The sequence below is a fragment of the Yaniella halotolerans DSM 15476 genome (assembly GCF_000420805.1).
GTDB lineage: Bacteria > Actinomycetota > Actinomycetes > Actinomycetales > Micrococcaceae > Yaniella > Yaniella halotolerans.
In genome coordinates, this window is record NZ_ATVQ01000001.1 from 1,465,188 (window position 1) to 1,491,788 (window position 26,601).

At 55.4% G+C, this 26,601-nt stretch carries 21 protein-coding genes, 1 tRNA gene and 1 other RNA gene; 8 read left to right on the plus strand and 15 right to left on the minus strand.

All coding sequences use genetic code 11. The features are described 5' to 3' along the window. Positions 1 to 185 precede the first annotated feature (185 nt). A complete protein-coding gene (gene pyk, locus G583_RS14880; protein ID WP_022870482.1) occupies positions 186 to 1,637 on the plus strand; it encodes a pyruvate kinase in 1,452 nt (483 codons plus the stop codon). Positions 1,638 to 1,697: 60 nt separating this feature from the next. On the opposite strand, the gene G583_RS14885 is transcribed toward pyk, so the two are convergent. Further along, positions 1,698 to 4,331 (minus strand): HAD-IC family P-type ATPase, encoded by a 2,634-nt coding sequence (locus G583_RS14885; protein WP_022870483.1) that lies wholly within the window; start codon positions 4,329 to 4,331, stop codon positions 1,698 to 1,700. Between the two features lie 109 nt (positions 4,332 to 4,440). Between G583_RS14885 and G583_RS0107030 the strand changes: the two genes are divergently transcribed. Beyond that, the gene (locus tag G583_RS0107030) at positions 4,441 to 4,806 is read left to right on the plus strand and encodes a DMT family transporter (RefSeq protein ID WP_322785325.1); all 366 of its coding nucleotides are present in this window, start codon (positions 4,441 to 4,443) and stop codon (positions 4,804 to 4,806) included. Then, positions 4,806 to 5,189 (plus strand): DMT family transporter, encoded by a 384-nt coding sequence (locus G583_RS14890; protein ID WP_022870485.1) that lies wholly within the window; start codon positions 4,806 to 4,808, stop codon positions 5,187 to 5,189. The genes G583_RS0107030 and G583_RS14890 overlap by 1 nt, the downstream gene beginning before the upstream one ends. Before the next feature lie 51 nt (positions 5,190 to 5,240). Here G583_RS14890 and purL read toward each other — a convergent pair whose 3' ends face one another. The 11 genes from purL to G583_RS0107090 form a co-directional block, all read right to left on the minus strand. After that, entirely contained in the window at positions 5,241 to 7,553 is a 2,313-nt protein-coding gene (purL, locus tag G583_RS0107040; protein ID WP_029629345.1) for a phosphoribosylformylglycinamidine synthase subunit PurL, read from the minus strand. Next, entirely contained in the window at positions 7,534 to 8,268 is a 735-nt protein-coding gene (locus G583_RS14895) for a phosphoribosylformylglycinamidine synthase subunit PurQ (RefSeq protein WP_022870487.1), read from the minus strand. Before G583_RS14895 ends, purL begins: the two co-directional genes overlap by 20 nt. Further along, positions 8,265 to 8,513, minus strand: a complete 249-nt coding sequence (gene purS, locus G583_RS0107050; protein ID WP_022870488.1) for a phosphoribosylformylglycinamidine synthase subunit PurS — start codon at positions 8,511 to 8,513, stop codon at positions 8,265 to 8,267. The genes G583_RS14895 and purS overlap by 4 nt, the downstream gene beginning before the upstream one ends. 101 nt (positions 8,514 to 8,614) lie before the next feature. Beyond that, positions 8,615 to 9,289, minus strand: a complete 675-nt coding sequence (locus G583_RS0107055) for a response regulator (protein ID WP_022870489.1) — start codon at positions 9,287 to 9,289, stop codon at positions 8,615 to 8,617. Positions 9,290 to 9,291: 2 nt separating this feature from the next. Beyond that, positions 9,292 to 10,590 carry a sensor histidine kinase gene (locus G583_RS0107060; RefSeq protein ID WP_022870490.1) on the minus strand — a complete coding sequence of 433 codons (1,299 nt, stop codon included), beginning with the start codon at positions 10,588 to 10,590 and terminating at the stop codon, positions 9,292 to 9,294. 66 nt (positions 10,591 to 10,656) lie between these two features. Then, on the minus strand, positions 10,657 to 11,721 hold the full coding sequence (locus G583_RS0107065; RefSeq protein WP_156832063.1) for a hypothetical protein: 1,065 nt from the start codon (positions 11,719 to 11,721) through the stop codon (positions 10,657 to 10,659). A gap of 195 nt (positions 11,722 to 11,916) precedes the next feature. Further along, positions 11,917 to 13,008 (minus strand): hypothetical protein, encoded by a 1,092-nt coding sequence (locus G583_RS0107070; RefSeq protein ID WP_022870492.1) that lies wholly within the window; start codon positions 13,006 to 13,008, stop codon positions 11,917 to 11,919. Between the two features lie 152 nt (positions 13,009 to 13,160). Next, a complete protein-coding gene (locus tag G583_RS0107075) occupies positions 13,161 to 14,702 on the minus strand; it encodes a class I SAM-dependent methyltransferase (protein ID WP_022870493.1) in 1,542 nt (513 codons plus the stop codon). A gap of 169 nt (positions 14,703 to 14,871) precedes the next feature. Next, positions 14,872 to 16,158, minus strand: a complete 1,287-nt coding sequence (locus tag G583_RS0107080) for an aspartate kinase (RefSeq protein ID WP_022870494.1) — start codon at positions 16,156 to 16,158, stop codon at positions 14,872 to 14,874. 49 nt (positions 16,159 to 16,207) lie between these two features. Further along, on the minus strand, positions 16,208 to 16,813 hold the full coding sequence (gene recR / locus G583_RS0107085; RefSeq protein WP_022870495.1) for a recombination mediator RecR: 606 nt from the start codon (positions 16,811 to 16,813) through the stop codon (positions 16,208 to 16,210). Positions 16,814 to 16,838: 25 nt separating this feature from the next. Further along, complete coding sequence (locus G583_RS0107090) at positions 16,839 to 19,691, minus strand: DNA polymerase III subunit gamma and tau (protein ID WP_022870496.1); 2,853 nt, start codon at positions 19,689 to 19,691, stop codon at positions 16,839 to 16,841. 102 nt (positions 19,692 to 19,793) lie between these two features. Here G583_RS0107090 and G583_RS0107095 point away from each other — a divergent pair, with 102 nt between their 5' ends. Next, positions 19,794 to 20,420: a malonic semialdehyde reductase gene (locus tag G583_RS0107095; protein WP_022870497.1), complete on the plus strand. Its 627-nt coding sequence runs from the start codon at positions 19,794 to 19,796 to the stop codon at positions 20,418 to 20,420. A 10-nt stretch (positions 20,421 to 20,430) separates the two neighbouring features. Here the strand turns inward: G583_RS0107095 and G583_RS0107100 are convergent, their stop codons facing one another. Both G583_RS0107100 and ffs read right to left on the minus strand, forming a co-directional pair. Beyond that, positions 20,431 to 21,348, minus strand: coding sequence for a glycine betaine ABC transporter substrate-binding protein (locus G583_RS0107100; RefSeq protein ID WP_022870498.1), 918 nt, complete (start codon positions 21,346 to 21,348; stop codon positions 20,431 to 20,433). A 218-nt stretch (positions 21,349 to 21,566) separates the two neighbouring features. After that, an RNA gene (gene ffs / locus G583_RS16585) (signal recognition particle sRNA small type) lies at positions 21,567 to 21,663 on the minus strand. Between the two features lie 134 nt (positions 21,664 to 21,797). Here ffs and G583_RS0107105 point away from each other — a divergent pair. Continuing rightward, a complete protein-coding gene (locus tag G583_RS0107105; RefSeq protein WP_022870499.1) occupies positions 21,798 to 22,517 on the plus strand; it encodes a DsbA family oxidoreductase in 720 nt (239 codons plus the stop codon). 89 nt (positions 22,518 to 22,606) lie between these two features. Then, positions 22,607 to 22,694: transfer RNA gene (locus tag G583_RS0107110), tRNA-Ser, on the plus strand. Between the two features lie 308 nt (positions 22,695 to 23,002). On the opposite strand, the gene G583_RS14900 is transcribed toward G583_RS0107110, so the two are convergent. Beyond that, complete coding sequence (locus tag G583_RS14900) at positions 23,003 to 24,043, minus strand: FAD-dependent oxidoreductase (protein WP_211210738.1); 1,041 nt, start codon at positions 24,041 to 24,043, stop codon at positions 23,003 to 23,005. A 632-nt stretch (positions 24,044 to 24,675) separates the two neighbouring features. On the opposite strand from G583_RS14900, the gene G583_RS14905 reads away from it, so the two are divergent. Continuing rightward, positions 24,676 to 25,767 carry a quaternary amine ABC transporter ATP-binding protein gene (locus tag G583_RS14905; RefSeq protein WP_051129668.1) on the plus strand — a complete coding sequence of 364 codons (1,092 nt, stop codon included), beginning with the start codon at positions 24,676 to 24,678 and terminating at the stop codon, positions 25,765 to 25,767. Beyond that, positions 25,768 to 26,598: an ABC transporter permease gene (locus G583_RS0107125; RefSeq protein WP_029629350.1), complete on the plus strand. Its 831-nt coding sequence runs from the start codon at positions 25,768 to 25,770 to the stop codon at positions 26,596 to 26,598. Positions 26,599 to 26,601: the final 3 nt, after the last annotated feature.

Genomic DNA, 26,601 nt, shown 5'->3' on the forward strand with positions numbered 1-26,601 from the left:
ACGTCTATAAAGTCAAGCCGGTTTCGCCGGTTTTTCGAATTTTTCGGCGATGCTGCTGACGATGGCGCGGGCGAAACTGCGTCGGTAGGCCCGGTGAGGGCTTTGGCGTGGATGACCTGTTGCATCGCGTCATGACAAGTTGATCACGAACTTTGCAAAACAACCACCTAAAGATTATGGGGAGTATGAGACACACAAAGATTGTCGCCACTTTTGGGCCGGCTACACAAGGAGATACAACAACTCGTGAACTCATCAAAGCCGGGGTGAACGTTGCGCGGCTGAATTTTAGTCATGGAGATCACCAGGTGCACACCGAGACGTATAAGACCGTACGGCACGTCGCATCAGATTTGTGCACTCCGGTGGCGGTTTTCGCGGACCTGCAGGGCCCGAAGATCCGGTTGGGCACGTTTGCTCATGGCCCGCATGTGTTAGAAGACGGCGATACCTTCATCATCACGGCACGAGATGTGGAGGGTACCAAGGATATCTGCTCCACGACTTTCAAAGGCCTACCGCAGGACGTGGCGGTGGGCGATCAGTTGCTCATTGATGATGGCAAAATCCAGTTACAGGCTATTGAAGTTACTGACACCGATGTGGTGACGACTGTCGTCATCGGCGGGGAAGTGTCCAATAACAAGGGCATCAACCTGCCTGGGGTCGCGGTGAATCTTCCATCGCTGACGGAAAAAGATGAAGAAGACTTGCGCTTTGCCTTGGATTTGGGGGTGGATATGATCGCGCTGTCATTTGTGCGCAGCGCTCAGGATATCGCGCCGGTGCATCGGATTATGGAAGAAGTTGGCCGTCGAATTCCTGTGATCGCTAAGCTGGAAAAACCCCAGGCAGTGGATAACCTACAAGAGATCATTGATGCTTTTGATGCCATCATGGTCGCTCGCGGCGACCTGGGCGTGGAGTTGCCCCTGCAGCAAGTTCCGGTGGTACAAAAACGGGCTATCGAGCTGGCGCGACGGTGGGCCAAGCCCGTCATTGTAGCTACCCAGGTGTTGGAATCGATGATTGAAAGCGCTCGTCCGACCCGAGCGGAGGCCTCTGACTGTGCTAACGCGGTCCTTGATGGGGCCGATGCGGTGATGCTGTCGGGGGAGACCTCGGTGGGTAAATACCCCGTGATGACTGTGCAGACGATGGCTGAAATTATCCGATCCACAGAGGACCACGGCCTGGACCGGATGCCCCCACTCGGTACTCGTCCTAGTACTCGCGGTGGGGCGATCACACGGGCTGCCGTGGACATCGCCGCAACCTTAGAGATACCATTTTTAGTTGCTTTCACCCAGTCCGGTGATTCTGCACGACGGTTGTCCAGACTGCGGGCTCCACAACCGATTTATGCCTTCACTCACTCGTTCACCACCAGCAATACGTTGTGTTTGTCCTGGGGTGTCATCCCTCGAGTGGTGCCTTTCAAAAAATCGACTGATCAAATGACCGAACAAATCGACCATGAATTGGTTAAAACCGGGGTGGCCGAAATCGATGACCTTGCGGTCATGGTCGCGGGGTCACCACCAGGGGTCCCCGGATCTACAAATATGCTCAAAATCCACCGTGTGGGATTTTCGACTGCTAGTACCGATCCAGCTCAGATCGACACCTATTTATAAGGTGACGAAATAACGCTGACTCTGACATATCGACCGATAAGATCCTGTCTGTCATTTTTCTTATCCTCGAGGTCGCGGATCATCCGGCGCCATGCCCATGCGGGTGTCGTGAATGCGGTGAATGATCTCAATCCCTAGTGCGCCCAGCGCTGCGATCCCGACTGCCGCGAGAATAATCGGTGCCGGAGGCAAGATGAAGTGGTGGTACCACTGCGACAGCGGGACCACCAGCGAGAGAACAAAAACGATATGCAGCACAAGCAGCATGCCGACTTTCTGCCAGTTGAGAGGCCGAGAGATGACATTGAGTAACCACAGGCCCGCCAGAGTGAGCGTAATAAACGTCGCTGTTTGGAGTTGCTCCATAACCAGACGAGCGCCGGGATCTTCCGAAGCGTAGGGCAAAACGCCATTGAAGTTCCCGGCCCAGGCGCGCGCGTACCAGTTGATGCCCCACAGGGCTGCCACCAGTACGATGCCGGTTGGCAGAGCGAATTTCAACGCCCTCGATAAGAAACCGGCCACATAGCGTCGTGGATTCGGCATCAACGCGAGGATAAACGAGGCCAGCCCAATGAACAAGAAGTCGGCTGTCGACATCTGGCGTGGCAGTGCTGGGTACTGCCACGCCAGAAGCGAGAACAGCAAGACAAACAAAAACGCATAGGTGGTCTTGGCCAGAAACAGGTGGGCCAGACGCTCCATGTTGGCGATGACCTTGCGTCCCTCAGCTAAAACACTGGGCAGTCGGGAGAATTTCGAATCGAGCAGCACCAGACGAGAGACCGCCTTGGTAGCTGCCGCAGCATCACCCATAGCGATACCTAGGTCAGCTGTTTTGACGGCCAGAGCGTCATTGACGCCGTCCCCGGTCATAGCCACCACGTGTTGCCCGTGTTGTAGCGCTTTGACCATCTGTTCTTTTTGATCCGGTGACACTCGCCCAAAGACCGAGTGTTTCTCCATGACCGCTGCCATGTCTTCGATGTTGTCTGGAAGATCGCGTGCATCGAATCCGGAACCCGGATGATCCCAGCCGATCTGTCGGGCAACGGCGGCTACCGTGTGTGGGGAATCGCCCGAAATGACCTTCAGTTCGACGCCCTGCTGCTGGAAATATTCGAGGGTCTCGCGGGCATCGGCGCGAACCTTTTCTTCGAAGGTCACTACGACGGCGGGAGAGAGGTCTCCCGGCAGGGCAGCATCGTCGCCAAACCAAGGGTGCTTGGCAGAAGCCGACTGTGATGGCGTGGACGAATGGGCCAACAGCATGGTGCGTTTGCCCGATGTCGCGAGTTGTTTGGCCGACTCGTGGAGTTCAGCCTTCCGAGCGGCATCTACATTGAGAACATCAATGAGTGCTTCTGGTGCGCCTAAAACCCAGGCCCCGGCGGCAGCTTGGGTGTCCTGAACACTACCGAAGGCAAAGGCAGACCACCGTCGTTCGGATGAAAACGCAATAGCATCCGTCTGTGACAGGGTTGGGGTGTTGGGGAACGGCTCACGCAGTGCGATCGCAGTGGTGTTGGCATTGGGATCGGCTCCGATGTGCCCGAGCACCAGCTCCCAGTCGTGGTCACTTGCTGTCAGCGGTTTGGCATTCGAGAACTGCATGACCCCTTCGGTTAGCGTTCCAGTTTTATCCAGACAAACGGTATCCACGCGTGCCAGAATTTCGACGGCCGGCTGCTCCTGGATCAGCACCTTTTTACTTCCCAACGTCAGGGCGGCCACCGCGAACGAAATGGTGGTCATTAGCGCCAGCCCCTGGGGGATCATCGTGGTAATCCCAGCAATGGTCGCAATCAAAGCGGTGTTGAATGTGCCCTCTTCCACGACCTGCTGCCAACCACCCAGCGCTTTGATCTGTCCCCAGGCCACAACGGCAATCAACGGCACCAGCGCAATGGTGATCCAGCTGGCGACCTTATCTAAGCCGCTGCGAAGTTCAGAATGTGCTTTGGTGAACTTCCGGGCGCGCTTGGTCAGACGGGCAGCGTGCGAGTCATGACCGACGCCGGTGATCCGGAAATACCCGTTGCCGGTGACCACCGAAGTACCAGAAAGCACCGTGGCCCCGGTTGGCTTATACACCGGGTCAGCTTCACCGGTAATCAGCGATTCATCAATGTCGAGACTTTCGGAGGCCAAGACCAGTCCGTCGGCGGGGACCTGGTCGCCCGATCGCAGATAGACAAGATCATCGAGCACGGCGTCTTCGATGGGAATCTCGATGTGCTGACCGTTGCGGCGCACCATGATGCCGTCTTGGTGGAGCAGCGCGATGCGGTCAAGTTTCAGCTTGGCCGAATATTCTTGGATGACACCGATTACCACGTTGGAGACACCGGCAATCGCAAACAACAAATCCAGCCAGCGGCCCATCACAATAATGCCGACGGCGCAGAGAAATATGACGAGGTTGAATAAGGTCAGCAGGTGCGTACGCAGGATCGTGGCCAACGACCGCGATGAGTCCTCGGGCTGAACATTGACGAGTCCGGAACCGGCGCGAGTATGGACTTGTTCGTCGCTAAGGCCGTGGTGCAGCAGGTCTGTATCGTCGAGAATGCCGGGATCGGTGACACCCCTTGCACGCAAGAGGCTCCGGCGATAGGTCACAGAGACATCCACCGTGGTGGAGTCTCGGGTTGTATCTGGCGCGCTATGACGCACCGGTGTCGAATCGGCCACGTACTACCTCAAATTGACCATCAGTTGTACCACTTCCAGTATCCTAGCCAGCTCGACGTTAACCTAACTCAGCACTGCGGTGGATTTTTCTTTCGTCACAACACGCATCTTGGTACAGTCATCCCTGTGGTGTGCGCCACGGATCGGAGTGCAAACGGCAATGGTGTGGATTGTCCTGACGATATCAGGCGTCTTGGAAGCAGTGTGGGCGACTGCGTTGGAAGCCTCCGAGAACTTTAAGCATCGAAAACCCACCGCACTGTTTTTGCTGTCCTTCACCGTCAGTCTCGCGATGTTGGGATATGCCCTCACCGAGCTACCCGCCGGCACGGCCTATGCCGTATGGGTGGGCATCGGGGCTGCACTGGTTGTAATCGTAGCGGTGGTTCGCGGCGAAGAACGTCTCTCCTTGGCCAAGTTTGGACTCCTGGTCACGTTGATTGGCTCCGTGATCGGCTTGCAGGTGATGAGCTAATGCCATGGATCGTGTTGCTGCTAAGCGCAGTACTGGAAGCGGTGTGGGCCACCGCACTGGGTGCCAGTGATGGACTGAGCAGACTGGGGCCGGCCGTCGTTTTCTTGGTCGCACTCGTCTTGAGCATGATTGGTCTCGGCTATGCGACCAAGACCATTCCCATGAGCACCGCTTATGCGGTGTGGACCGGAACCGGTGCTGCCCTGGCTGTCGCGTGGAGCATGGCCACCGGTGCGGAACCAGTGACAGTGCTTCGACTAGTTTTCGTGTTTGGCATTATCGCATCTGCGGTGGGGCTAAAACTCATTAAAGCCCCGGCACCGAATGACCAAGATGCACCAGAACCCGTTACAGCGGGCCAAGAAAATACCAGCCAGGGTTAAACAATACTGCGGCTGGAATGGTATTCCACCCAGCCGCAGTAGTTTTGAGCGTTAGTTGCCGAAACGTTGAGGCAGAGCGGAAGCCCAGCCCTCACGCAGCTCAGTGATGCTCGCGCTGAAGAGATCTTGGACCTCTAACGACTCAGAATCAGCGTCCACGACACCGATGCGCAGCGCAGGGTAACCGCGTGATTCTGCAATACCGCGGAACCGCACCTCTTCCGAGAGCGGCACCGCCACGATGGCACGTGCCTGAGATTCGGAGAACAGGGCGGTAAACGCATCAATATTGTCGCGCTCCGTCACGTATTCCAGATTGACCCGAACACCCACACCGGCTGGAAGCACCATATCGGCCAGTGCACCGGCCAATCCGCCCTCGGACAGATCGTGTGCCGCATCCAACATGTGGGTGCGAGAAGCATTGGCCAACAACCCTGCTAAACGAGCTTCCTGAGCTAAATCTACCTTCGGCGGCGTACCTCCGAGGTGACCGCGCAGGTGAGCAAACTGGGAACCATCGAGTTCATCGAAGGTCTCACCGAGCAGGTACAGTGCCGACCCGTTGAACGATGGGTGCAGCCATGACGGCACGGCGGTGGCCACGTCGTCATAGCGGCCCAGCGTCACGATCATTGGTGTCGGGTGAATCGGTGTATCCACGGTCTGGTTGTAGAGCGAAACGTTACCGCCGGTCACCGGGATGCCCAACTCCTGGCACGCATCAGCAATACCCCGAGTGGACTCAGCAAATTGCCACATCACGTCGGGGTTCTCGGGGGAACCGAAGTTCAGGCCATCCGAAATACCCAGGGGAGTGGCACCCGAGGTCGCCACATTGCGGTAGGACTCGGCCACAGCCAACTGGGCTCCCTGGTATGGGTCCAGGTAGACGTAACGCGAGTTGCAGTCGATGGCCAACCCGATACCCATCCCGGTTTCTTCGTCCACGCGAATTACCCCGGAATCATTGGGGGCGCCCTGGCGGGTGTTGCCACCCACTGAGGTATCGGTCTGCGATGAAATCCAGGACCGATCTGCCATATTGACCGAACTCATCAGTTCGACGACGGCGGCTTTCAGCTCGTCACCGGTGCTTGGCAGATTCGTGCCCGCAGCTGAACCACGGAAGGTATCGGCCTGCAGTGCATCTTGTGAAGCCGGACGAGCGTAAGGGCGCTCGTATACCGGACTGTCATCGGCCACGGTCACTGGATCAACATCGACGATGCGCTCGCCGTTCCAGTCGATGGTCAACCGACCCGAATCATTGACCTCACCCAACCACGAATACTCGACACCGTAGTTGTGCATAATGTGTTCGAATGCATCGGTGTTATCGGGGGTCACGACGGCCATCATGCGTTCTTGGGATTCGGCCATCAAAATGTCGCCGGCTGAGAGGCCCTCATCGCGCAACAGCACGTTGGTTAGCTCAATGTGCATGCCACCGTCGCCGCTGGCAGCCAGCTCACTGGTTGCACAGGCAATACCCGCAGCACCCAAATCCTGAATACCTTCGACCAACGATTTGGAAAACAGCTCGAGGGTGGCCTCGATGATCACATTTTCCTGCAGTGGATCGCCGGCCTGGACGACCGGCGTATTGGTAGCACCTTCGTCATCGAATGACGCCGAACTCATCGCGGCACCGCCGATGCCATCCCCACCGGTCCGGGCACCGAACAGTACAATCTTGTTGCCCGCACCTGAGGCTTGTGCCAGGCGGAGATCTTCGTGGCGAAGCACGCCAACGGCGCCGGCATTGACCAGTGGATTGCCCTGGAACACCGGATCGAAATCGGTTTCGCCGGCAATGTTTGGCACACCTAAAATATTGCCATAGTGTCCAACCCCGGCCACCGCACCCTTGACGATCCGAGCGGTATCTTCATGGTCTTCGTGGCCAACACGCAATGCGTCCAGCACAGCAACCGGGCGGGCGCCCATTGAAATGATGTCGCGTACTACGCCACCAATACCGGTTGCGGCCCCCTGAAAGGGTTCCAAATAGGACGGTGAGTTATGGGATTCAACCTTGAAGGTGACAGCCCAGCCGTCACCGAGATCGACCACGCCGGCGTTTTCGCCAAGCCCTACGAGCATATGCTTTTGCATCTCCTCGGTGGTCTTTTGGCCAAACTGCTTGAGATGCACCTTGGATGATTTATATGAGGTGTGCTCGGACCACATCGACGAGTACATCGCCAACTCGGCTTCGGTTGGACGACGTCCTACAATCCGACGAATCCGCTGGTACTCTTGCTCGTTGAGTCCCAGAGCCGCCCACGGCTGATCCTGGTCAGGGGTGCCGGCCGCGTAGTCGACCGTATCTAGTTGTTCGTTATTCACTGACGACTCCATTCTTAGCGGCAATAGCAGCGCGCACGACCGAAACAAATAGTCCCTGACCGTCGACACCCTGGCCCGGACCTTCTGCATGGTCGGTTCCAAAGCCGGCTTCAATCGCATATTCTGGGCTGGCCATCAGACCGAGCACCAGACCGTCGTCGGAGCTGATCCCGGCAATATTATTCACCGAACCAGCGGGAGATTCGGTAGCACGGATGACGACGTTGCCTTGCTCTTCGAGCGCTTCAAGTTCTTCTTCCGTTGCTGTGTATTGAGTGAAGGCCCCCTTGTGGACCAGACGAATGTGCTCGCCGGTATCGTAGGCCGCGGTCATGGCCGTTGTATTGTTTTCGACCACCAGATCAACTTCGGCGTGTTCAAAAACGGGGACGTCATTGGCAATGAAGCCACCCGGCAGCAGCCCGGATTCTGTGAGAACTTGGAAACCATTGCCCAGGCCGATCAGCGTGAGCTCTTGAGCCTTCACTGCATCTTCCAGGACACGCATAATCGGTTGGGTGGCAGCCAACGCTCCGGCGCGAAGGTAATCACCGTAGGAAAAGCCACCTGGAAGAATCACGAGCGGCAAGTCCGCTAGATCAGGAGCTACGGTGGTCTTCGGATGTAATTTCACCGGTGTTCCGCCGGCAAGTTCAACGGCGCGAAGCACCGACGGTGCATCCGTTGCTGCGTCGAACATGACGACGCCGATTTTTGGTGCGCTCATTTAGCTACCTCAACATTGGCAATATATTCAGTTGACGGGTTCGCCAATAATTCTGCGGCCAAAGCCTTGGCACGATCCAGAATATCCGCGGTGACTTCACCTTCAACGGTGAGCTCAAAACGTTTTCCTTGACGGACCTGTGAGAACTCGCGGAACCCTAATTCGGGAAGCCGAGCGTCGATCGCTTTTCCCTGTGGGTCAAGCACTGCGGGCTTCGGCATGACATCAACGACGATAGTGGGCATGATTGCTCCTGATCTGGAATCTACCAATTGGCTCCCTCGATTTTATCGAAAATCCTCGGGCCGGGAACCAATGGGTCGAAAGCATCAACGAGCCTGCAATATCAGGCCTGACTTTTCACATAACCGTGTTCATAAGCCCAGATCACCGCGTGAATGCGATCTTTTACTTCTAATTTCATCAGAATGTTTGAAACATGCGTTTTGACGGTTGCCGGGCCGACGAAGAGCTCTTCTGCGATCTCCGAATTGGATTGTCCTTGGACGAGCATTTTCAGGATTTCGTCTTCGCGTCGCGTCAGATCGACCTGCAGGTTGGGTTGCGGTTCGGGAACTTCGGCGACGGGCTGTTCAAACATTCGATCCAGTACCCGTCCGGTCACCTCAGGAGCCAGCAGAGAGTCACCGCTGGCTACCACGTTAATCGCATGTACCAGTTCTTCTGGGCCGGCTGTTTTGAGTAGAAAGCCTGAAGCGCCCGCGCGAAGGGTTTCGAAGAGAAAGTCATCACGATTAAACGTCGTCAGGATCAAAATGCCAGCTCGCACTTCGGAATTCACGAGCGCCCTGGTGGCTTCAATACCATCCATATCCGGCATTTGGACATCCATGCAGACCACATCGGGGTCTAATGTCTGAGCTTGTTCGAGCGCTTCGCGGCCGTTGGAGGCTTCCCCTACAACTTCAAGGCCGGGCTCAGTGGACAGAATGGTTGCCAGACCGGTGCGGAGCATTGGCTGATCATCAACGAGCAGGATTCGAGTCACTTGGTCGGACATCTTCAGCTTTCATTCGGCGCAGCGCACGGGACACAAACTACGACTTTCCAGCCGTAAGGGGTGCGTGGCCCATATTCTAACGTGCCGTCCACGGCTCGCACACGCTCTTTCATCCCCTGGATACCCGTACCTGTTCCGTTGGAATCTGGGTGATAGGCTTTTCCATCATCGATCACCGACAGTGTGACGGCCGAGCCATCGTAGTGCAGTTGAACCTGTACCGTAACATCCTCACCGGCATGCCTGCGGGCGTTCGACAGTGCTTCCTGTGCGACTCGGTACAAGGTCAGTTCGGTGGCAGCTGTGACTTCTGCCGGTTCGCCGAGTACCTGGAAGCTAGCGGACTGGCGGGCAGAGTTTGCTTGTTCAACGAGTTGAGGCAATTGACTCAGATCCGGCAGTGGTTCGCTTGAACCGTCTTGATCGCGCAGGGTATAGACCATCGTTTGAAGTTCTTGAACGGCCTGTGCTGACGAGGACTCGATGTGCTCGAGCTGTTCAATGACCGACGCCTGGTCTCGGCCGGCTTCGAGCAATCGACGTGCAGCTGATGCATGGACACCCATCACGGTGACGTGGTGTGCTGTGACATCGTGGAGTTCCCGGGCGATATGAATGCGCTCGGCATGGACAGCCGCGTCGGCGACTTTCTCGTTTGCCTCGGCTAATTCATCGTGTGCTTTTTGCAACTTCCAGCGTTGTTTGGCTCGATGCCAGGCTTGTCCGCCGAAGTAGCACGCCGAAAGATAAAACCCGAAGGACAGGATCACACTCGTGACTAGGAAGTATAAAATCTCGCTGGTATCGATGTCGCGCAGGGCTTCTTCGCTGACCTCCGCGGTTTCATCATCCAGCAGCACCAGCAACATCGAGCCGAGCAGTTGGAGGCTGACCACGGCGAACCGAACCCAGAAGGCTACGCGCCTATTCGACACCCATGCGCCGACCGAGTAGATGGTCATAAACCCAACGAACAGCAACGAATACAATTCCGAAGCCGCAGTCAATGAACCAACGAAGATTAGCGCGGTAAAAACCGTGACAATGATGACCGGATAACGCCGATATAGCACCAGCAACGCTGAGATGGCCAAGGAGAAGACCTGGGCAGTGACGATATCGACGTTGGTATCTTCTAAGATCGTGGTGAGCCGTAAAGCCTGCAAACTCAAGACCGAAACAAAGGCGACGACCACGGCAAGAATCGTGTCTGTCCGCAACCAGTTTTCTGGCAACTGACGGACAAATTCAGCACCGTTCGCGGATTTCGAACCGGTGCTGCGACTACTGGATTTCAACATGCAATGAGCCTCATAGTGTGGGAACGGCCTGAGTTGTGACTGTACTCCAGCCTAATCGTCACAGGGTCAGGGTTCATGCCGTATGCGAAAGAGCTTGGTCTGATGGCTGTGTCGGTTCTCCTCCGATATCAGCATGGGGATCAGCGCTCTGAGCACCTCGTGCCGATGCGCATATTCGCGCTGTTCCTGAAACACTTTCGAAAACCCGATAAACGAGAAGAACATACCGGCGTAGATGGCAACATAGACCAGGACGGTCCAATAGATCGTTTCGACGATGCCCCCGTGTGCTTGCAGAATGTCGCCGATGCCCGAAAGCGTTGTAGCAGTGCCACCAGCTAGATCTTGGAGTAGCAACAGGAACCGGGGTGAGGCAAAAAAGAACGACATGGTGACCGGAATGGACCAGTTGACGAGGCGACCAAATCCACTAAGGAAGCGCTCTTGCAGCGAGGATTTGATGAGCAACATGACAGCCGTTAACGCAAAGAAAGTGATCGTCGTAAAGAGTGTCAGGAAGAGCAAGAATCCAAGTTCACTGAAGATCGGAGTGTAGCCAGCATCGGTTTGGTGACCGGGCATCAGGAAATGCAGGAGGACCAGAGCCAGCAGGAATGACCCTAATGCGGCGGGCAGCATCCGTGCCAAAATCGCTATGCGGTGGCGAAATAACGCTGGTGCCGAGGTGGTTTGCCGTTCTGCAAAGATTCCCTCAAGCGCAAACCAGATTGTTCGTGGGGCTTTGTCGAGGTAGTTGGCGAGATCGATGATGGCGTTCAATGAATGCTCCACCGTATCGAAGCGCTGGGGTGAATATTCATGCTGCTGGTTGGTCTCGGTCGACGCGAGATCGTCTTGAGGTGCTATGCTTTCAGCTTCTTCAGCAGCGTCCAGCGCGGGAGGGGAGCCCGTGATTTCCGTATGTTCCGGGCTTCGCAGTTTTCGCATTCTCCGACCGACGGTAGAGTCGCGTCGAGAGCGAAATTTCTTTGGGAAAAGACGTTGTCGCCAGTCAGTTCGTGTTTGGCGAGTTTTCTCATGGTCATCCATGGTCTCGCTAATTTCGAAGCGGAGCTCACTTAATTCTCGATCTGACACCACGTCGTCGCGTGCCCACATTCGGTTCGTCATACCTGCATGTATATCAATTCTTGTTGCAGAATGCGCAGTTTATGAGAATGCAAACCATTCGCTGCTGTCCGTATGTCGTAAGCCTGTGCCAGCGTTTTCTAGGTTCGTCAGTTCTGGCAGTACCAATTTGCCATGGGTGTTCTGACGTGCAAGAGGTATGTTGAGCACGATGGCAATTTTAGATGAATGGTAATTTTAGATTTTCGGCCAATTTTGTCGATGCAATACTTTTTTCTGCTGCACTAGGCCGGATTGTATTTCTGACAGAGACAATGTTTCTCTTAGTATATGTAGCCGATTGGCGTATCTTTCACTTTTATTGAAATGAGGGAGAAATACTAGAAATTGCAAAATAGAACTGATGAATATAGCAGCAACACACAAAAGCAGTAAGAGTAAAATTCCCTCCGCCCAAGAGATCCATGCAACCAGGTTCTGATCGGCAAAGGTGGATAACGCAATAGTCAATATAACTGGTGCCGCCCACATCGCTGCCTGACATAGTAGGGCGATGATTTTCTGATGTTGTCTCGGACGGTTAAAGAAAAAGGGCAGGCTCAAGAATGTCCATGTGAGAACTATGAGTACCGAAAGGACAACGAAAACGCCAATGATGAGTGTGTTAGCTAGAAATTGCTCGTCGGCTGACCGGGTGTGCACTTCCCCTACGTTTAGGAGAAATCGCGTATAAAGAAAAACAAAAGTCAAGAGAAAGATGGAGAAGACTGCCCAGAACGCAACGAGGGACTTTCGTATTCGAGGAGCTTTTTGCCGGGTTTCGAGAACTTTCTCTAGTGCTAACCAAACATTTTTTAGCGATGTTTGATGTTCGCATGCCAATTCTTCCAGCGTATCTACAGTCGTACCGACACGGTCAAAATTCGATGGTGATAAGGAGCCTGAATGAATCGAGCTGCACACGTTACATTGTGCCTCATGACTGTCGCTGGTAAGCGGTGGCTCCTGAGTTATATCACCTTGCAAAAAAATAAAATCACGTCTCCGCTTCCATCGGGCCTTACTTTCATCTGCTCGCCGCGCCCTGAGCTGCTTCCGGTCGCTCGAGATTTGCCTCCAGGTTTTAAGAGCCTGTAACGGTCGCTTGAGCGATGTTAGTAGGCTCTTCCGACGTTCGAACTCTTCGATTTTAAAATCTAATTCAATGCTCAACTCCAGCAATTGGCCGGTCGAAGGATTAGAGTCTCTTTTCCAATGCTGCGCCATCATAGAGTCTTTATACCAAACTCGGCAGATAGCAGGGTTTGGCGTGACGAGGACAAATTTCATGACTCATACGGTAGCCTTAGAAGTTATTTGCTTGGGGCCGATTCGCTACGCAGCGTTCAAATGATTGAACTGTAGTCTTGCGGAAAGTAGCCCAAAGATCTGGTTGTTAGTTCTTCAGACCTGAAGACAAATAAAGTCTGATCACCGCATGCTTAGGCATGTTTGTCAGTTAGGCCGAGGTACTCGGCGATCACCGTTGCGTCGAGGGACGCTACTGCCTGTGGTGTGAGCTCTGGTTTCTTGGCGGCGTCGGGCAACCGGATAGCCTCCAGGGCTAACTGCACGGCGTCCCAATCGATGCCATTGAGAATCAGTTCAGGCTGGGCCCATGCCAGATTTGGGTACATGGTGATCCAGCCGGGCCCTGCGATGCCGTTGGACTGATTTTGGATGAAACGGAACGGTGCCGGATCGTCATCGTTTGCAGGCTGGACGAGGATCGGCGCTACGCCCGGCAGATGCAAGTTGTACCAGGCTTTATTGCCGCGGTCTTCTGACTCCTTGATGGTGTCGCCATTCGCAGCTTTGAGATATTTCAGGAACGCTGGGTCTTTATCTTCCAAACTGTAAGTATCGTAGCGCGAAAATACGACAACTCTTCGAGAGCCTTCCTTCGGAGTTCCCCATCGGTCGGCCTCGATGACATCGGTTGTGATCTCCTTTGGCGGTGGCAGCATGGGGTGCATGTGAAACGGTTGCAGGCCCAAGGCCCATGCGCGTTCTTCGTCCATGACAAAGAACTTTTCGCCAGGTGCCGTCCAGCCGCGACGAATCCGGAAGAAATCGTCCATCGTGTAGGTGGCTTGATCTGCGGCATCGCCTTGCTGATCTAGCTTGGCCCACGAGGTGTCTGGATCTAAGCGGGTATATGGCACTTCAACGATTGAGTCGGCACCAAAAAGTTCTCCGCCCGATGAGAATTTGAAGGTATCGGTCGGTTGGGCTTTTTGGTTCGTAAAGACGACGACGGACCAATCAGCGATTGCCTCGTCATGCCCAGTGGTACGGACGATCCCCTGATCATAGGTATGGATGCGGTGAATTCGGACCTGGCGTGCCAGATAGGAACGTAGCGCTTGGCCCGCGGTGCGCTGCAAAAATGCGGTCGGTAATAACCAGGCAGATACTGCACCGGGAGCTAAGAACTTGTGCGAGGCCAATAAGAAGTGGATGTATGCATCGGCTAGTCCGGTAGGTCGAATGCCGGTGGCTTCTTCTGCCCGATCTGCCGCCATGATTTTTTGGTCAGAGGTCATCCGGTGGTGCGCTGTTGTCGGTGGGCGCGATAGCACCAGGGTGGCCTTGGGCAGGTCAGCTGCTGATAGGCGCATGAAATTGAGATCATGAACGGTGAGTCCAGCCGGAGCCCAGAGATCATGTGCCAGGGCGGCGAATTGCTCATCGGCTTCGACCCCGTGTGCGGCACGAATTTCGAGGCCGCCGTCGTGGTCGGGGGCATCATGTAACAGCGCTGAGAAGAAGATGCCTGAGCCGATGCATGGTTCGAGGAAGCTGATTTCGCGTCCCGGATGATACCGCAGGGCCAATCCGGCGATATCGCTGGCGATGTCGAACGGGGTAGCGCCCTGTTGGGAAGCATGGTGTTGATCGTCGGAACGGAGTTTTTCGAGAAAGGCTTGACCGGTTTGTCGAACGGACTCAGTTCCGGTTATATCGAAGTCGAAACCTAACACGCTGCCTCCTTCCCGCCACTGCTACGGCAGAACTGCCGGTAGCTCTCAACCCTAATCTGTCAACTTGAACACGATGCTGATATTTGCGTTTGTGTAGTGAAATGAAAAGCCACCGTAGAAATCCAGCTGGATTCCTACAGTGGCTTTGATTGCACCGAGTGGAAGATGCTTAGCGGCCGGTACCGCCGTGCACAACAGCTTCCTCATCGGCGTCGAGACCGAATGCGTTGTGGATCTCCTGGACTGCTGCCGCGAGTTTGTCTTCAGCAGTTACAACTGAGATGCGAATCTCGGAGGTGGAGATCAGGTCGATGTTGGCACCGGCGCGGTGCAGAGCATCGAAGAAGGTTGCAGATACGCCTGGGTTTGAGCGCATGCCAGCACCGATCAGCGAGATCTTGCCGATGTTTCGCTGGTGGACGATGTCTTCGAACCCAATGCCAGCCTGTGCGTCGCGCAGAGCCGCGATGGCTGCTTTGGTCTGGTCCAGTGGCACGGTGAAGGAAATATCCGTGGCGCCGGCACCAGCACGGGATGGGTTTTGCACAATCATGTCAATGTTGGTGTTCGCCGAGGCGATAACCTGGAAGATTTCGGCGGCTTTGCCTGGAATGTCTGGCACACCGACGATGGTGACTTTTGCTTCGGAGGTGTCGTGTGCGAGACCGGAGACGATTGGCTGTTCCATGGGTTGGCCTTCTGGTAGTTGGACGATGTCATCTTCATCTGGGATAACCCAGGTGCCTTCGAGATCGGTGAAGGAAGAACGGACGTGGAGTTTGACGCCGAATCGACGCGCGTATTCCACAGCACGCAGGTGGAGGATTTTTGAACCGGATGCGGCCAGCTCGAGCATTTCCTCGGACGAAATTTCATCAATTTTGGCAGCCGAGGGGACGACACGTGGGTCGGCGGAGAAAATACCGTCGACGTCGGTGTAGATCTCACATGCATCGGCGTCTAGGGCAGCTGCTAGAGCAACTGCGGTGGTGTCGGAGCCGCCTCGACCCATGGTGGTGATGTCCTTGGATTCTGGGGACATGCCTTGGAATCCTGCGACGATTGCCACGTTGCCGGCGTCGATTGCTTCGCGAATACGGTTGGGGGAGACCCGGGTGATGCGAGCTTGGCCGTGGTACACATCGGTGAGCATTCCGGCCTGGGAACCGGTGAAAGATTGTGCTCGTGAACCGCTGGCATCGACCGCCATGGCTAATAACGACATGGAGATGCGTTCACCTGACGACAAGAGGATGTCCATTTCACGGGCTGGTGCGTCGTCGGTAATCTGGCCGGCCAGATCGAGTAAGTCATCGGTTGTGTCGCCCATTGCGGAGACAACGACAACAACTTGGTGGCCAGCGCGCTGGGTCGCGACCACACGGCGGGCGACGCGCTGAATTCCTGCAGCATCTGCCACAGAGGAGCCGCCGTATTTTTGGATGATCAGGCTCATAGGTACTCTCGGGTAGACAATTGGAATGCTGTTAAGTGTAGCGGCTTCCCTATAGGGTCTCGCCGAGTTTGCGCCGTCCCTCGAACGCGCGGCCTAGCGTGACCTCATCCGCGTATTCCAAATCCCCACCCACGGGTAGGCCTGACGCCAGCCGTGACAAGGTGATCCCGACCGGCGACAGCATGCGGGTCAGGTACGTTGCGGTGGCTTCGCCTTCAAGATTGGGGTTGGTCGCGAGAATGACTTCTGAGATGGATTCATCTTGGAGTCGGGTCAAGAGTTCTCGCACACGCAGTTGATCGGGGCCGATCCCACCGATGGGATTGATGGCACCGCCGAGCACGTGATAACGACCGTTGTATGTTCTGGTGCGTTCGATCGCGATGACGTCTTGTGATTCTTCAACAACGCACATCAGGCCGGTGTCGCGGTGCTCGTCTCGGCAGATAGCACAAACTTTATGTTCGGAGACGTTGAAGCAAATTTCGCACAGCCGGATTTTGGTTTTGACGTCGGTAATCGCATCGGCCAACGCGATCATATCGGATTCGGATGCTTCGAGGATATGAAAAGCGATGCGCTGGGCAGATTTCGGGCCGATGCCCGGGAGCCTGCCCAGCTCATCGATAAGACTTTGGACTGCACCGTCGTACACGTTGGTGCCTTTCTTTCGTTACGGTTTAAAGTTTGGGTGTGCCATCCGCGTTGCGTTCTTCGACGAGACGGGCGTTGAGGACATTCTCGACGACACTGCGCCCAGCGAGCCCGGAGTCTTCAATGATCTCGTCGTCTTCCGAGGCGTAGTCATCGTCGTCATCATCCGGGGTTTTTTCTTCTTGGGCCGGTGTCTCAGACTCGGAGCCGGAGGATGGTTGACCGCCGTATTGCGCCACCATGTCGGCAAAGCGCGAACCCGAGGTCGGTTTGGGACTGTCCTGTTGCGGCTTGTTACCACCGGAGCTTCCAGGAATGACATCGCCGAAACGTCGCTGAAACTCTTGTCGCAGTTCCGCTTCTGATTTGGCAAACGCAGGGATGGCCGGCTCATCGGTTGGCTCGTTGCGCGGGATGAATCCGGCATAGCCATCAGACGCGACGGGGTCGGGACCGGTCGCGATCTCAGGTTCGACAGAAGCTTGCGGTTCTACCGGGGCAGATTGCTGTGGCGCAGACTGCTGCGACGGTGGTTGCTCCATATCACGCGGAGGCTGCTGGCTTGCGGGATTGTCTTGCGGTGGGCTGTGCCACGGGTCTTCATCCGGCATCCAGTCATCGTCGTCAGGTGGACCCCAGTTTGGGTCTGGTGCTCCCCAGTCAGGCTCTGGTTGGCCCCATGCCTGATCGGGCTGCCCGGTGCCCCAACCAGCAACCCCGGTGGCCGGTGGTTGCGGGTGGTTCGGAGCGCCCTGCGGTGCGGACGGTTGCTGCGGTGCGGACTGTGGCGGCTGCTCCGGCTGTTGTGTGGGTCGTTGTGGTGGTTGCTGAGGAGGGGACTGTGGCGATGCCTGTGGGGTCGGGTTCGCCGTATGCTGCGGTGCTACCGGAGGGGTAGGTTGTGACGGGTTCTGTGGCTGCTGCTGTTCTGCAGCAGGCGGTTGCTCTGGCTGAGCCTGCGGGCGCTGTTGAGGTGGCTGAGGCTGTGGCCGAGCCGGGCGGCTAGGACCTTTTGGGGAACCACCATCCGAGGTGCCGGAGATGAGATCGAGTTCCGGTTGAATGCCCAACACGTGGTTGAACCCTGCTGCGAGTAGGTTGGCGCCTCCGCGCATTTGCACGGTATTTCGTGCGCCATCGTTATCGAAGCCAATGGTCAGCAATTTGCCATCAAAGCCCACGACCTGAGCATTGCCGTTGACCGTCATCCAGATCAGGCGAGACTCGTTCTTCAAGAACTCCAGGACTTCTGGCCACGCACGGCGCACCATTTCAACCTGTGACGGTTGCTGAGCGGGATGTTGCTCGGCAGGATGTTCCGGCGTTGACGGTGCGGCGGGCTGCTGTGGTTCAGGTTGCTGAGGCGGAGCCTGCTGCTCATGTTCTGGCTCAGCCTGTTGCGGAGTCTGAGGTGCTTGTGCAGGTTGTGCCGGTTGTTCGCGGGCTGGTTCGGGTTGTTGTGGCTCCAGCGTCGGTTCAGGCCGGGCCTGTGGTTCCTGGCGAGGTTCCTGACGTAGCGCAGGTTCCGGCTGGGCAACTGGACGCTGTGGTTCAGCAGGTGGCTGTTCCTCGTTTGCTGCTTCAGCCTGGCGTTCACGAAGTAGCGCTGCCCGAGCAGCTGCGGCCCCGGATAAACCAGTCTCTTCGACAGGGACTGCGGGCTCCGGTGCGGTTTGGCGCGGAGGTGGACTACCAGCAGGCGTTTCTGGCGCGCCACCGTATTCGAACCGCCGTTCGAGACGATCGATACGCGCGGCTAAGCCGCGCTCAGTTTCATCGGTAGCAGGCAACATGAGCCGTGCCATCAATAATTCCAGGTGAAGACGCGGGGATGTCGCACCGTTCATCTGCGTTAGGGCAGCGGCTGTGATGTCGGCGGCTCGCGATACCTCGGCGGCCCCAAGTTGCTGTGCTTGAGCTTCTAACCGACGCAGCTGATCTTCGGGCATGCCGTGCAGAATCCCCGAGGCTTGGTCCGGGGCCGCACGGACAATGACCACATCACGGAAACGCTCCAGGAGGTCTTGGACAAAACGTTCTGGATCTTGGCCAGACTGGACAACTTGGTCCACTACCCGGAACACAGTGGGGGAGTCCTCAGCGGCCAAGGCGTTGACGACGTCGTCTAGTAAATTTTCAGGCGTGAAGCCGAGTAGATTGACGGCCAGATCGTAGCTGACGCCTTCTTGCGTCGCCCCTGCGAGGAGCTGGTCCAATACCGACAGGGTGTCACGCACCGAACCGCCACCGGCACGAATGACCAGTGACAAAACACCCGGAGCGATAGGGATCTGCTCGTAGTTGGCCAGCGTTTCCAGATACTGCATTAACGGTTCTGGCGGGACCAGCCGGAACGGGTAGTGGTGGGTTCGCGAGCGAATGGTGCCGATAACCTTATCCGGCTCGGTTGTCGCAAAAATAAACTTGATGTGCTCGGGAGGTTCTTCAACGATCTTCAACAAGGCATTAAAGCCAGCCGGTGTCACCATGTGCGCTTCGTCAATGATGAAGACTTTGTACCGGTCGCGAGTCGGGGCAAACGTGGCGCGCTCGCGCAGATCGCGGGCGTCGTCCACACCACCGTGGGACGCGGCGTCAATTTCGATGACATCCAGTGAACCGGGCCCGCCGGTGGCTAAATCTGTGCACGAATCGCACTCACCACATGGTGTTGCCGTTGGCCCTTGGACGCAGTTTAGACAGCGCGCCAAAATGCGAGCCGACGTGGTCTTTCCGCAGCCGCGCGGACCGGAAAACAGGTAGGCGTGATTGATCCGGTGTTTGTCGATAGCATTGGCCAGCGGCACGGTCACGTGCTCTTGACCGATGACTTGTTCAAACGAATCCGGACGGTAACGGCGATATAAAGCGGTGGTCACTCTCAATACCCTAGCTTGCTGGCGTCATGGTGGTAACCAGTACGATTTGCTGGCAGAAATCTCAGTCTAGACTTTAATCCGGTGACCCACGAAAGGAAACTTATGCCCGAAACTGGTTCCACAGACCTCTCGATTTCAACGCGCGAACTGCTCGATGCGATCTTTGTCAATGCTCACACGACCAACACGTTTTCTGACGGGGCCGTTGATCCTGCACTGATTGCTCAGGCATATGAAGATGCTCGGTGGGCGCCAACCGCTATGAATTCGCAGCCTATGCGGTTGACCGTGGTGCACACCCCAGACGCAAAACAGCGGCTTGGTCCGCACATGAAACCCGGCAATCGTGACAAAACGTTGGCAGCCCCATTGACGATCATCGCCGCATGGGATCCGAATTGGCACGAGCATTTGCCTCATTTAGCTCCGCAGCGTCAGGGCGCCCGAGAAAAGCTGGAGCCGGATCTGGCCGTTCGAGAGAACATGGCAAAGGTTTCCAGCCACTTACAAATCGGGTATCTGCTTGTTGCACTCCGAGCGCATGGTCTACATGTTGGACCGATGACCGGTTTTAACGCCGCAGGCGTCGACGAGGAGTTCCATGCCGACAACGGGTGGAGAACCGCGGTCATCATCAATGTTGGCTGGGAGCCAAATGACGGTGATACTGATGCGGTACGTCCACGTGCCGGCCGGCTCTCCTTCGACGACGCCTGCCAGGTCGTGTAATTCGAGTGAATTAGGACGTGAGGGAGTCGACCCAGTCCTGGTTTTCTTCCATCCACTCGCGGATGACCTCTGGATAATCGTCCTGTTCTACTTCTTCTTCGAACAGTACGACTTCAAGGTCCTGCAGTCGTTCGGTCTCAATTTCGAAGTCGGACAGCCATTCGAAGACTTCAGGCTGATCGTCAGAGAAACCAGAGCGAGCATAAATGGTCATGTTTTCTTCTTGGCCAAGAGACTCTTCAGGGTCTTCCAGTGGTTTGATAGGGAAGCTGTTGAAGGCCCAGTGTGGCATCCACAGGGTGACAGCGATGTTTTCACCCGCTTCGGTTGCAGTGGAGACTTCCTGCAGCATCGCCGGTGTGGAAGAGGTGTTGAATTCCCAATCTTCCAGGCCGTAGTCGGGGATGACGTACTGCTCGGTGCGTTCAGTCAGGCCTGCGCCTGGCTCAATCCCGACAAGTTCGCTGTTGAAGAGGTCAGCGTTTTCGGCGAGTTCGTCGAGGGAGTCGACCGGAGCATCTTCGTTGACAGCAATTACCTGGTTGGCGTCGCTATTCCATACCCCAACTTGTTCTAGATCGTCGCCGTATTCTTCGAGGTATTCCTCGTGGGTAACCGGCTGCCAGATATTCATGTTGAAGTCCATGTCACCGGTAGTTAGTGCAGAGAAACTTGGTGCAAGGTCTAGATAGTTCTTGTTGACGTCGTAGCCTTCGTCTTCAAGAATGAGAGCCCAGAGTTCGGCAACGGCAATGCCTTCTTCCCAACCGTGATTGATCGCAATGTTGATGGTTCCGCCACCTTCGCCATCCCCGGTATCTGCGGTCTCAACGTCGTCGCCACAAGCGGTCAGTGCAAGACCAGATACGGCAGCGATGGCCGTGAGGCGCCCCAATAGTGGAAACTTTTTCTTCGCAAAAGTGCTCATCTTGATCCTCGGTGTAGAGTGTTAGGTTTTTCTACAGTAACACCAGTCACACGGCTTCCCAAGAGGCTAGGTGTGGTTTAGCCCCATCGGCCGTATAGGTTGGTCGTTAAGACACGATATTTATGCGGTGTGTGCCGATGCAGTGACAGTTGCCTGGTGCTTTGCGGTGATGATCAATCTACTCTTGCGGGGCTCCAGCTGTACTTGAGCCGCCTTAACCTAAGAACCCCTCACGCACCTGCCAGAGCCTACCGACCCTTGCTGCATTCCTGCCCTGGGGGAGTTGAGTAAGATGGCACCGCGTGAGGGGCCGGGATCCATATTACCAATTTGTGGTCAAAGAGCGAATTCGAGGCAAAAAGTTCACCAGTGGTGATCGATAGTCGTTATTCCACGCTCTTGGGAAACAGTCTTGCCGACCTGTAACTACGCCTGTCAAAGTGTCAGCTATGAGAATTGATATCTGGTCTGACATAGCGTGCCCGTGGTGCTACATCGGGCTTACTCGTTTCGAGAAAGCACTCGCGGATTTCCCGCACAAGGATTCTGTAGAAGTGCACTATCGCACCTTTCAGTTAGATCCCACCCTGCCGGAGCGCGACCCGCGCAGCGAGGTTCAGTACTTGGCCGAAACGAAAGGCATGCCTTCGAACCAGGTGCACCAAATGTTCGAGACCGTTGCCTCGCACGGCAAAGATGCTGGACTGGAGTTCCAGATGGACGACATTGTGGTCGCAAACTCTTGGACCGCTCACCGTTTGCTCCACCTCGCAAAATCGCTGGACGCTCAAGCTACGGAAACCAAGATCACGCCAAAGCTCAAGCGCGAACTCCTCGCTGGACACTTTAGCCACGGCCTGGATCTCTCTGATCACGACCAACTTGTCCAAGTTGCAATCTCGGTTGGCCTTGCCGAAGACCGAGTCCGAGAAGTGTTGAATTCAGATGAATTCAACGCTGAAGGCCAAGCAGATGTTGCGCAGGCCCGAGAGTTAGGCGTCTCTGCTGTGCCCACGTATGTTCTGGCTGAGGAATATGCGCTTCCCGGAGCACAGTCGGTCGAGACATTTAGTGCTGCACTGCAACAAGTTTGGGACGAGCTGAACTCTGCACCACTGCAAACCTTAGGTGCCGATGGGGAAACCTGCGATGTCGACGGTTGCGACTAGCAGCAAGCTCTCTCTTTTGCTTATTCGATAACGAATGAGCTATGCTAAAACCTGGTCTTTGCAAGGTTATGTATTTTGCAAAGCTCTGAGGAGGATTCGCATAGCGGCCTAGTGCGCACGCCTGGAACGCGTGTTGGGTGAAAGCCCTCAGGGGTTCAAATCCCCTATCCTCCGCCAAAACAACCCGCATGATCATTGGGATCGAGCGGGTTGTTTTTTGTTGTGCTGACATTTTGTCAGCACAATGACGGAAACCATTAGGGCTGTGCGTTATTGTACGCGGGAGCTAGGCGTTCGGCGTGCAAAGTCGGGTGCATGTTCTGGTCTGCGCCCATACAAGAGGAGTTTGGCGGGAATCTTGGCTACAACAGGAAGGTTCTCTAACACCGTGTGCATCGGGCGAGGAATTTCTAACCCTCGGCCCCGGAGGACCACCTGATGAATAAGTCGGTGCATGGCGCGTTGTAAGCGTTGTGTAAATGGGGTCAGGCCATAAAGATTGCGGCGGATTCACGCCGGTGCTGCACAGCAGCAAGATCCGAAGTGGCAACATTTCTAGCAAGTAAGGGATTTGCGAGTAGTCGCGCAGCGGCCACACCATCCTGGGCCGCTAGATTAACGCCCACCCCACCCACCGGTGACATCGCATGGGCGGCGTCGCCGATGCATAATAAACCGTCGCGGTACCATCGAGTGAGCCGATTCAACCTGATGTCCAGCAACTTGACCTCGTTCCAGGTCAGATCTACTGCGGCTGATGCCGATTGCACCGGCAGCGCTCGGGTGATGGCTGTGCGTAACGGATGGAGACCCTGGCCTCGGAGGAACTCGTCGGATCCCTTGCGAATAATATTCGCGATTTGTGCATATCCCTTGCGAGGGATGATGATGAACAGCTTGTGGCAGGCGGATATTGGCAGTATCGCTTCTCCCACCGGTTCGGAAGTATCCAGGCGAAACCACCACAGATCGAGGGGTACGTTGTAACTCTTCATTGGCAGATGTGCTTGTCGTCTCAATGCAGACCAGCGGCCGTCAGCTGCGATCGTTAGGTCAGCTTTGAGCTCCTGTCGGATTCCGGCATTGATATACGAGACTCCCACGACTTTTTGGTTTTGACAGATGAGGGCTGTGACTTCTGTTTCCATGAGAAGGTGGAAATTTGGTTCATCGGTTCCCGCTTCGGCCAGCAGGTTCAAAAACTCCCACTGCGGAGTGATTGCTACGTATGGATATTTCACCTTCAGCCCGCTGATGTTGACGACGCGTACCGGTGGGCCTTGTTCACCGTGCAGGGTGAGGCCGTGAATTTTCGTGTGTGTAAGGGAATTGAACTGCTCGATCAGTCCTAGTTCATCGAGCAGTTCGAGCGTCGTGGGATGTACTGTGTCGCCACGAAAATCGCGGAGGAAATCAGCGTGCTTTTCCAGTACGGTTACTTCGACTCCTGCACGGGCCAAAAGTAATCCGGCGATCATGCCAGCTGGTCCGCCGCCGACAACCACGCATGTGGTTCTTCTCGACATTTTGTCCCTCGCTCTTGGGGCTTGGTAGGTCCATTCATTGTGCGGCATATTTACCCTGAACGAAATAGCCCTATCTGCGCTCGACCACTATGGTAGAAGGGTGAAAGTCAAATAAAAGGGACAGCCTCACGTCTTCGAAAGGATCGATGTCAGGTCACTAATTGAGTAAAAGCCCTGGAGCATACTTCGCTGAAAGCGTAAAGGTCCCTCTTGTGTTTGACGCAATTTATTGAGATCTAGGGTAATGCACACCGTGTGCTAGGTGGCCCGTGTGGCACATGCCGTCTGTGCGGGCAGAGTGAAAAGTATTGCTACACAGCCGGTGGGGCACATGACAGTGAGTATATTATGGTGTAGATCACACAATGACAAACTTGTGTCGTGACACGCGAATCACGTTTCGGTACTTGTCAACTTAAACAATCACTGCCTGATAACAGTCTGAGTGGAGTCTGTAATTGTTCTGGCAATCTTGTTAGCGTTATAAATCTAGAGGTTGCGTTTGCTTCTTGTCGCCCTGTGATCCAGGGCTGATGAGTTGAGCGCGACCTATATTTGTTTCTGTTAGCAAGTTGTATAAAGGACGTGAGGAGGAGCTCACCCGCGAATTATTGGCGGTGGGTCAAAGCACCATGAGCGAACCAAACACAGGCCAACCCGTCGTCAGGGTTGAGAATGTCTATAAAATCTTTGGTCGACGTCCCAAAGCTGTCGCTGAGAAGATGCAGGCGGGTGCCACCCGAAAAGACGTAGAAAATCAAGGGACTGCAGCGGTTATCGACGCAACCTTCGACGTCTATCCCGGCGAAATCTTCGTTGTAATGGGACTGTCGGGGTCAGGGAAATCAACCTTGATTCGTACGTTGAATGCACTCCAGCCAGCAACCACAGGGACCGTCGAGGTACGAGGGCAAGACTTAGCGAAGCTTTCTCCAAAAGAACTTCGTGCATTGCGGTCCGAACATATCTCGATGGTGTTCCAGCACTTCGCCTTGTTCCCGCACTGGACTAACATTGAAAACGCGGCATACAGTCTGGAAACCCAGGGCGTAGCAAAACAAGAACGCTACGAAAAAGCCCGTGAAGTGTTAGCAGCTGTAGGACTCAAGGGTTGGGAAGACTCCTACCCTTCAGAGCTGTCGGGTGGTATGCGCCAGCGTGTGGGTCTGGCCCGCGCACTGGCAGCAGATACCGACGTCATGTTGATGGACGAAGCGTTCTCGGCGCTCGATCCGCTCATTCGTCGCGAGATGCAGGAAGAACTGAAACAAATTCAGGACCGGCTCGGACGAACGATTATTTTTATTACTCACGACCTCAACGAAGCGATGTTCTTGGGCGACCGTATTGCTGTTATGAAAGACGGCGAGATCGCGCAGATTGGTACTCCTGAACAGATTTTGTCCGAACCTGCTGACGACTACGTTGCATCGTTCACCTCAGACGTTGACCGCGCTCGGGTACTGACAGCAGAAAGCGTCATGGTTCCAGAAAACGAGCTGACGGAAGAAGACCGTGCATCGTTCGCCAGAAAATCGTTGTCCGTCAAATCTGATGCAACTATCCAACAGATTGTTCCCGTGGTGCTCGAAGCCCAGGGGCCAGTGGCAGTAGATAGTGCAACTGGCAGCGACCGTGTCGGCTACATCCGACTAGCGACGCTCCTCGAAGCGCTCACACCACAAGAATCCACCGTCGTCGATGGTGCAAAGGCGGCAAACTAAATGGAAATTCCAGTACCACGTATTCCATTAGGTGACTGGATCGAAGTCATCCTCGATTGGCTCCTTGCCACTCTTGGTGGATTCTTCACCGTTATTCGCAACTTTCTAGAGGACCTCTACGAGCTCTTGCTCTGGGTTTTGATGACACCAGAATGGTGGATCATCACTCTCGTACTTGCTGGACTTGGCTGGTGGCTACGGAGTTGGCAACTTGCCTTGGGTACCGTTATCGGGTTCATCCTCATTGTTGGTGTGAACCAATGGGAAAACGCTATGTCTACGCTTTCCCTGGTAACCATCGCTACCTTGATCGCAGTCGTTATTGCGATTCCGCTGGGTATTTTGGGCGCTAAGTCCTATACCGCTTCGAAAATCTTGCGTCCGATTATGGACTTCATGCAGACGATGCCTCCAATGGTTTACCTCATCCCGGCGCTCGTTATTTTCCGTGTCGGTGTTGTACCCGGCATGGTTGCTACCGTCATTTTTGCGATGGCTCCGGGCGTCCGCTTTACCGAACTCGGTATTCGCGGAGTTGACTCAGAGGTTGTCGAAGCCGGTAAAGCCTTCGGCTCTCCTCCTGGCAAGATCCTGCGTCAGATTCAGTTGCCGTTGGCTATGCCAACCATCATGGCCGGTGTAAACCAGGTCATTATGCTCTCGCTGTCCATGGTCGTGATCGCCGGTATGGTCGGCGCAGGCGGCCTCGGTGGTGAAGTTGTTGCATCGCTGAACCGAATTAACGCAGGCCTAGGTTTTGAATCCGGGCTGGCCGTCGTCATTTTGGCGATGTACCTTGATCGACTCACCTCGATTCAGGCAAAGACCTAACTC

Bases quoted from the DNA above. Each gene is read 5' to 3' on its own strand.
- pyk (WP_022870482.1), top strand. From the start codon at position 186: ATGAGACACACAAAGATTGTCGCCACTTTTGGGCCGGCTACACAAGGA.
- G583_RS14890 (WP_022870485.1), top strand. From the start codon at position 4,806: ATGCCATGGATCGTGTTGCTGCTAAGCGCAGTACTGGAAGCGGTGTGG.
- purL (WP_029629345.1), bottom strand. From the start codon at position 7,553: ATGGAGTCGTCAGTGAATAACGAACAACTAGATACGGTCGACTACGCG.
- G583_RS14895 (WP_022870487.1), bottom strand. From the start codon at position 8,268: ATGAGCGCACCAAAAATCGGCGTCGTCATGTTCGACGCAGCAACGGAT.
- purS (WP_022870488.1), bottom strand. From the start codon at position 8,513: ATGCCCACTATCGTCGTTGATGTCATGCCGAAGCCCGCAGTGCTTGAC.
- G583_RS0107055 (WP_022870489.1), bottom strand. From the start codon at position 9,289: ATGTCCGACCAAGTGACTCGAATCCTGCTCGTTGATGATCAGCCAATG.
- G583_RS0107060 (WP_022870490.1), bottom strand. From the start codon at position 10,590: ATGTTGAAATCCAGTAGTCGCAGCACCGGTTCGAAATCCGCGAACGGT.
- G583_RS0107065 (WP_156832063.1), bottom strand. From the start codon at position 11,721: ATGACGAACCGAATGTGGGCACGCGACGACGTGGTGTCAGATCGAGAA.
- G583_RS0107070 (WP_022870492.1), bottom strand. From the start codon at position 13,008: ATGAAATTTGTCCTCGTCACGCCAAACCCTGCTATCTGCCGAGTTTGG.
- G583_RS0107080 (WP_022870494.1), bottom strand. From the start codon at position 16,158: ATGAGCCTGATCATCCAAAAATACGGCGGCTCCTCTGTGGCAGATGCT.
- G583_RS0107095 (WP_022870497.1), top strand. From the start codon at position 19,794: ATGCCCGAAACTGGTTCCACAGACCTCTCGATTTCAACGCGCGAACTG.
- G583_RS0107100 (WP_022870498.1), bottom strand. From the start codon at position 21,348: ATGAGCACTTTTGCGAAGAAAAAGTTTCCACTATTGGGGCGCCTCACG.
- G583_RS0107105 (WP_022870499.1), top strand. From the start codon at position 21,798: ATGAGAATTGATATCTGGTCTGACATAGCGTGCCCGTGGTGCTACATC.
- G583_RS14900 (WP_211210738.1), bottom strand. From the start codon at position 24,043: ATGTCGAGAAGAACCACATGCGTGGTTGTCGGCGGCGGACCAGCTGGC.
- G583_RS14905 (WP_051129668.1), top strand. From the start codon at position 24,676: ATGAGCGAACCAAACACAGGCCAACCCGTCGTCAGGGTTGAGAATGTC.
- G583_RS0107125 (WP_029629350.1), top strand. From the start codon at position 25,768: ATGGAAATTCCAGTACCACGTATTCCATTAGGTGACTGGATCGAAGTC.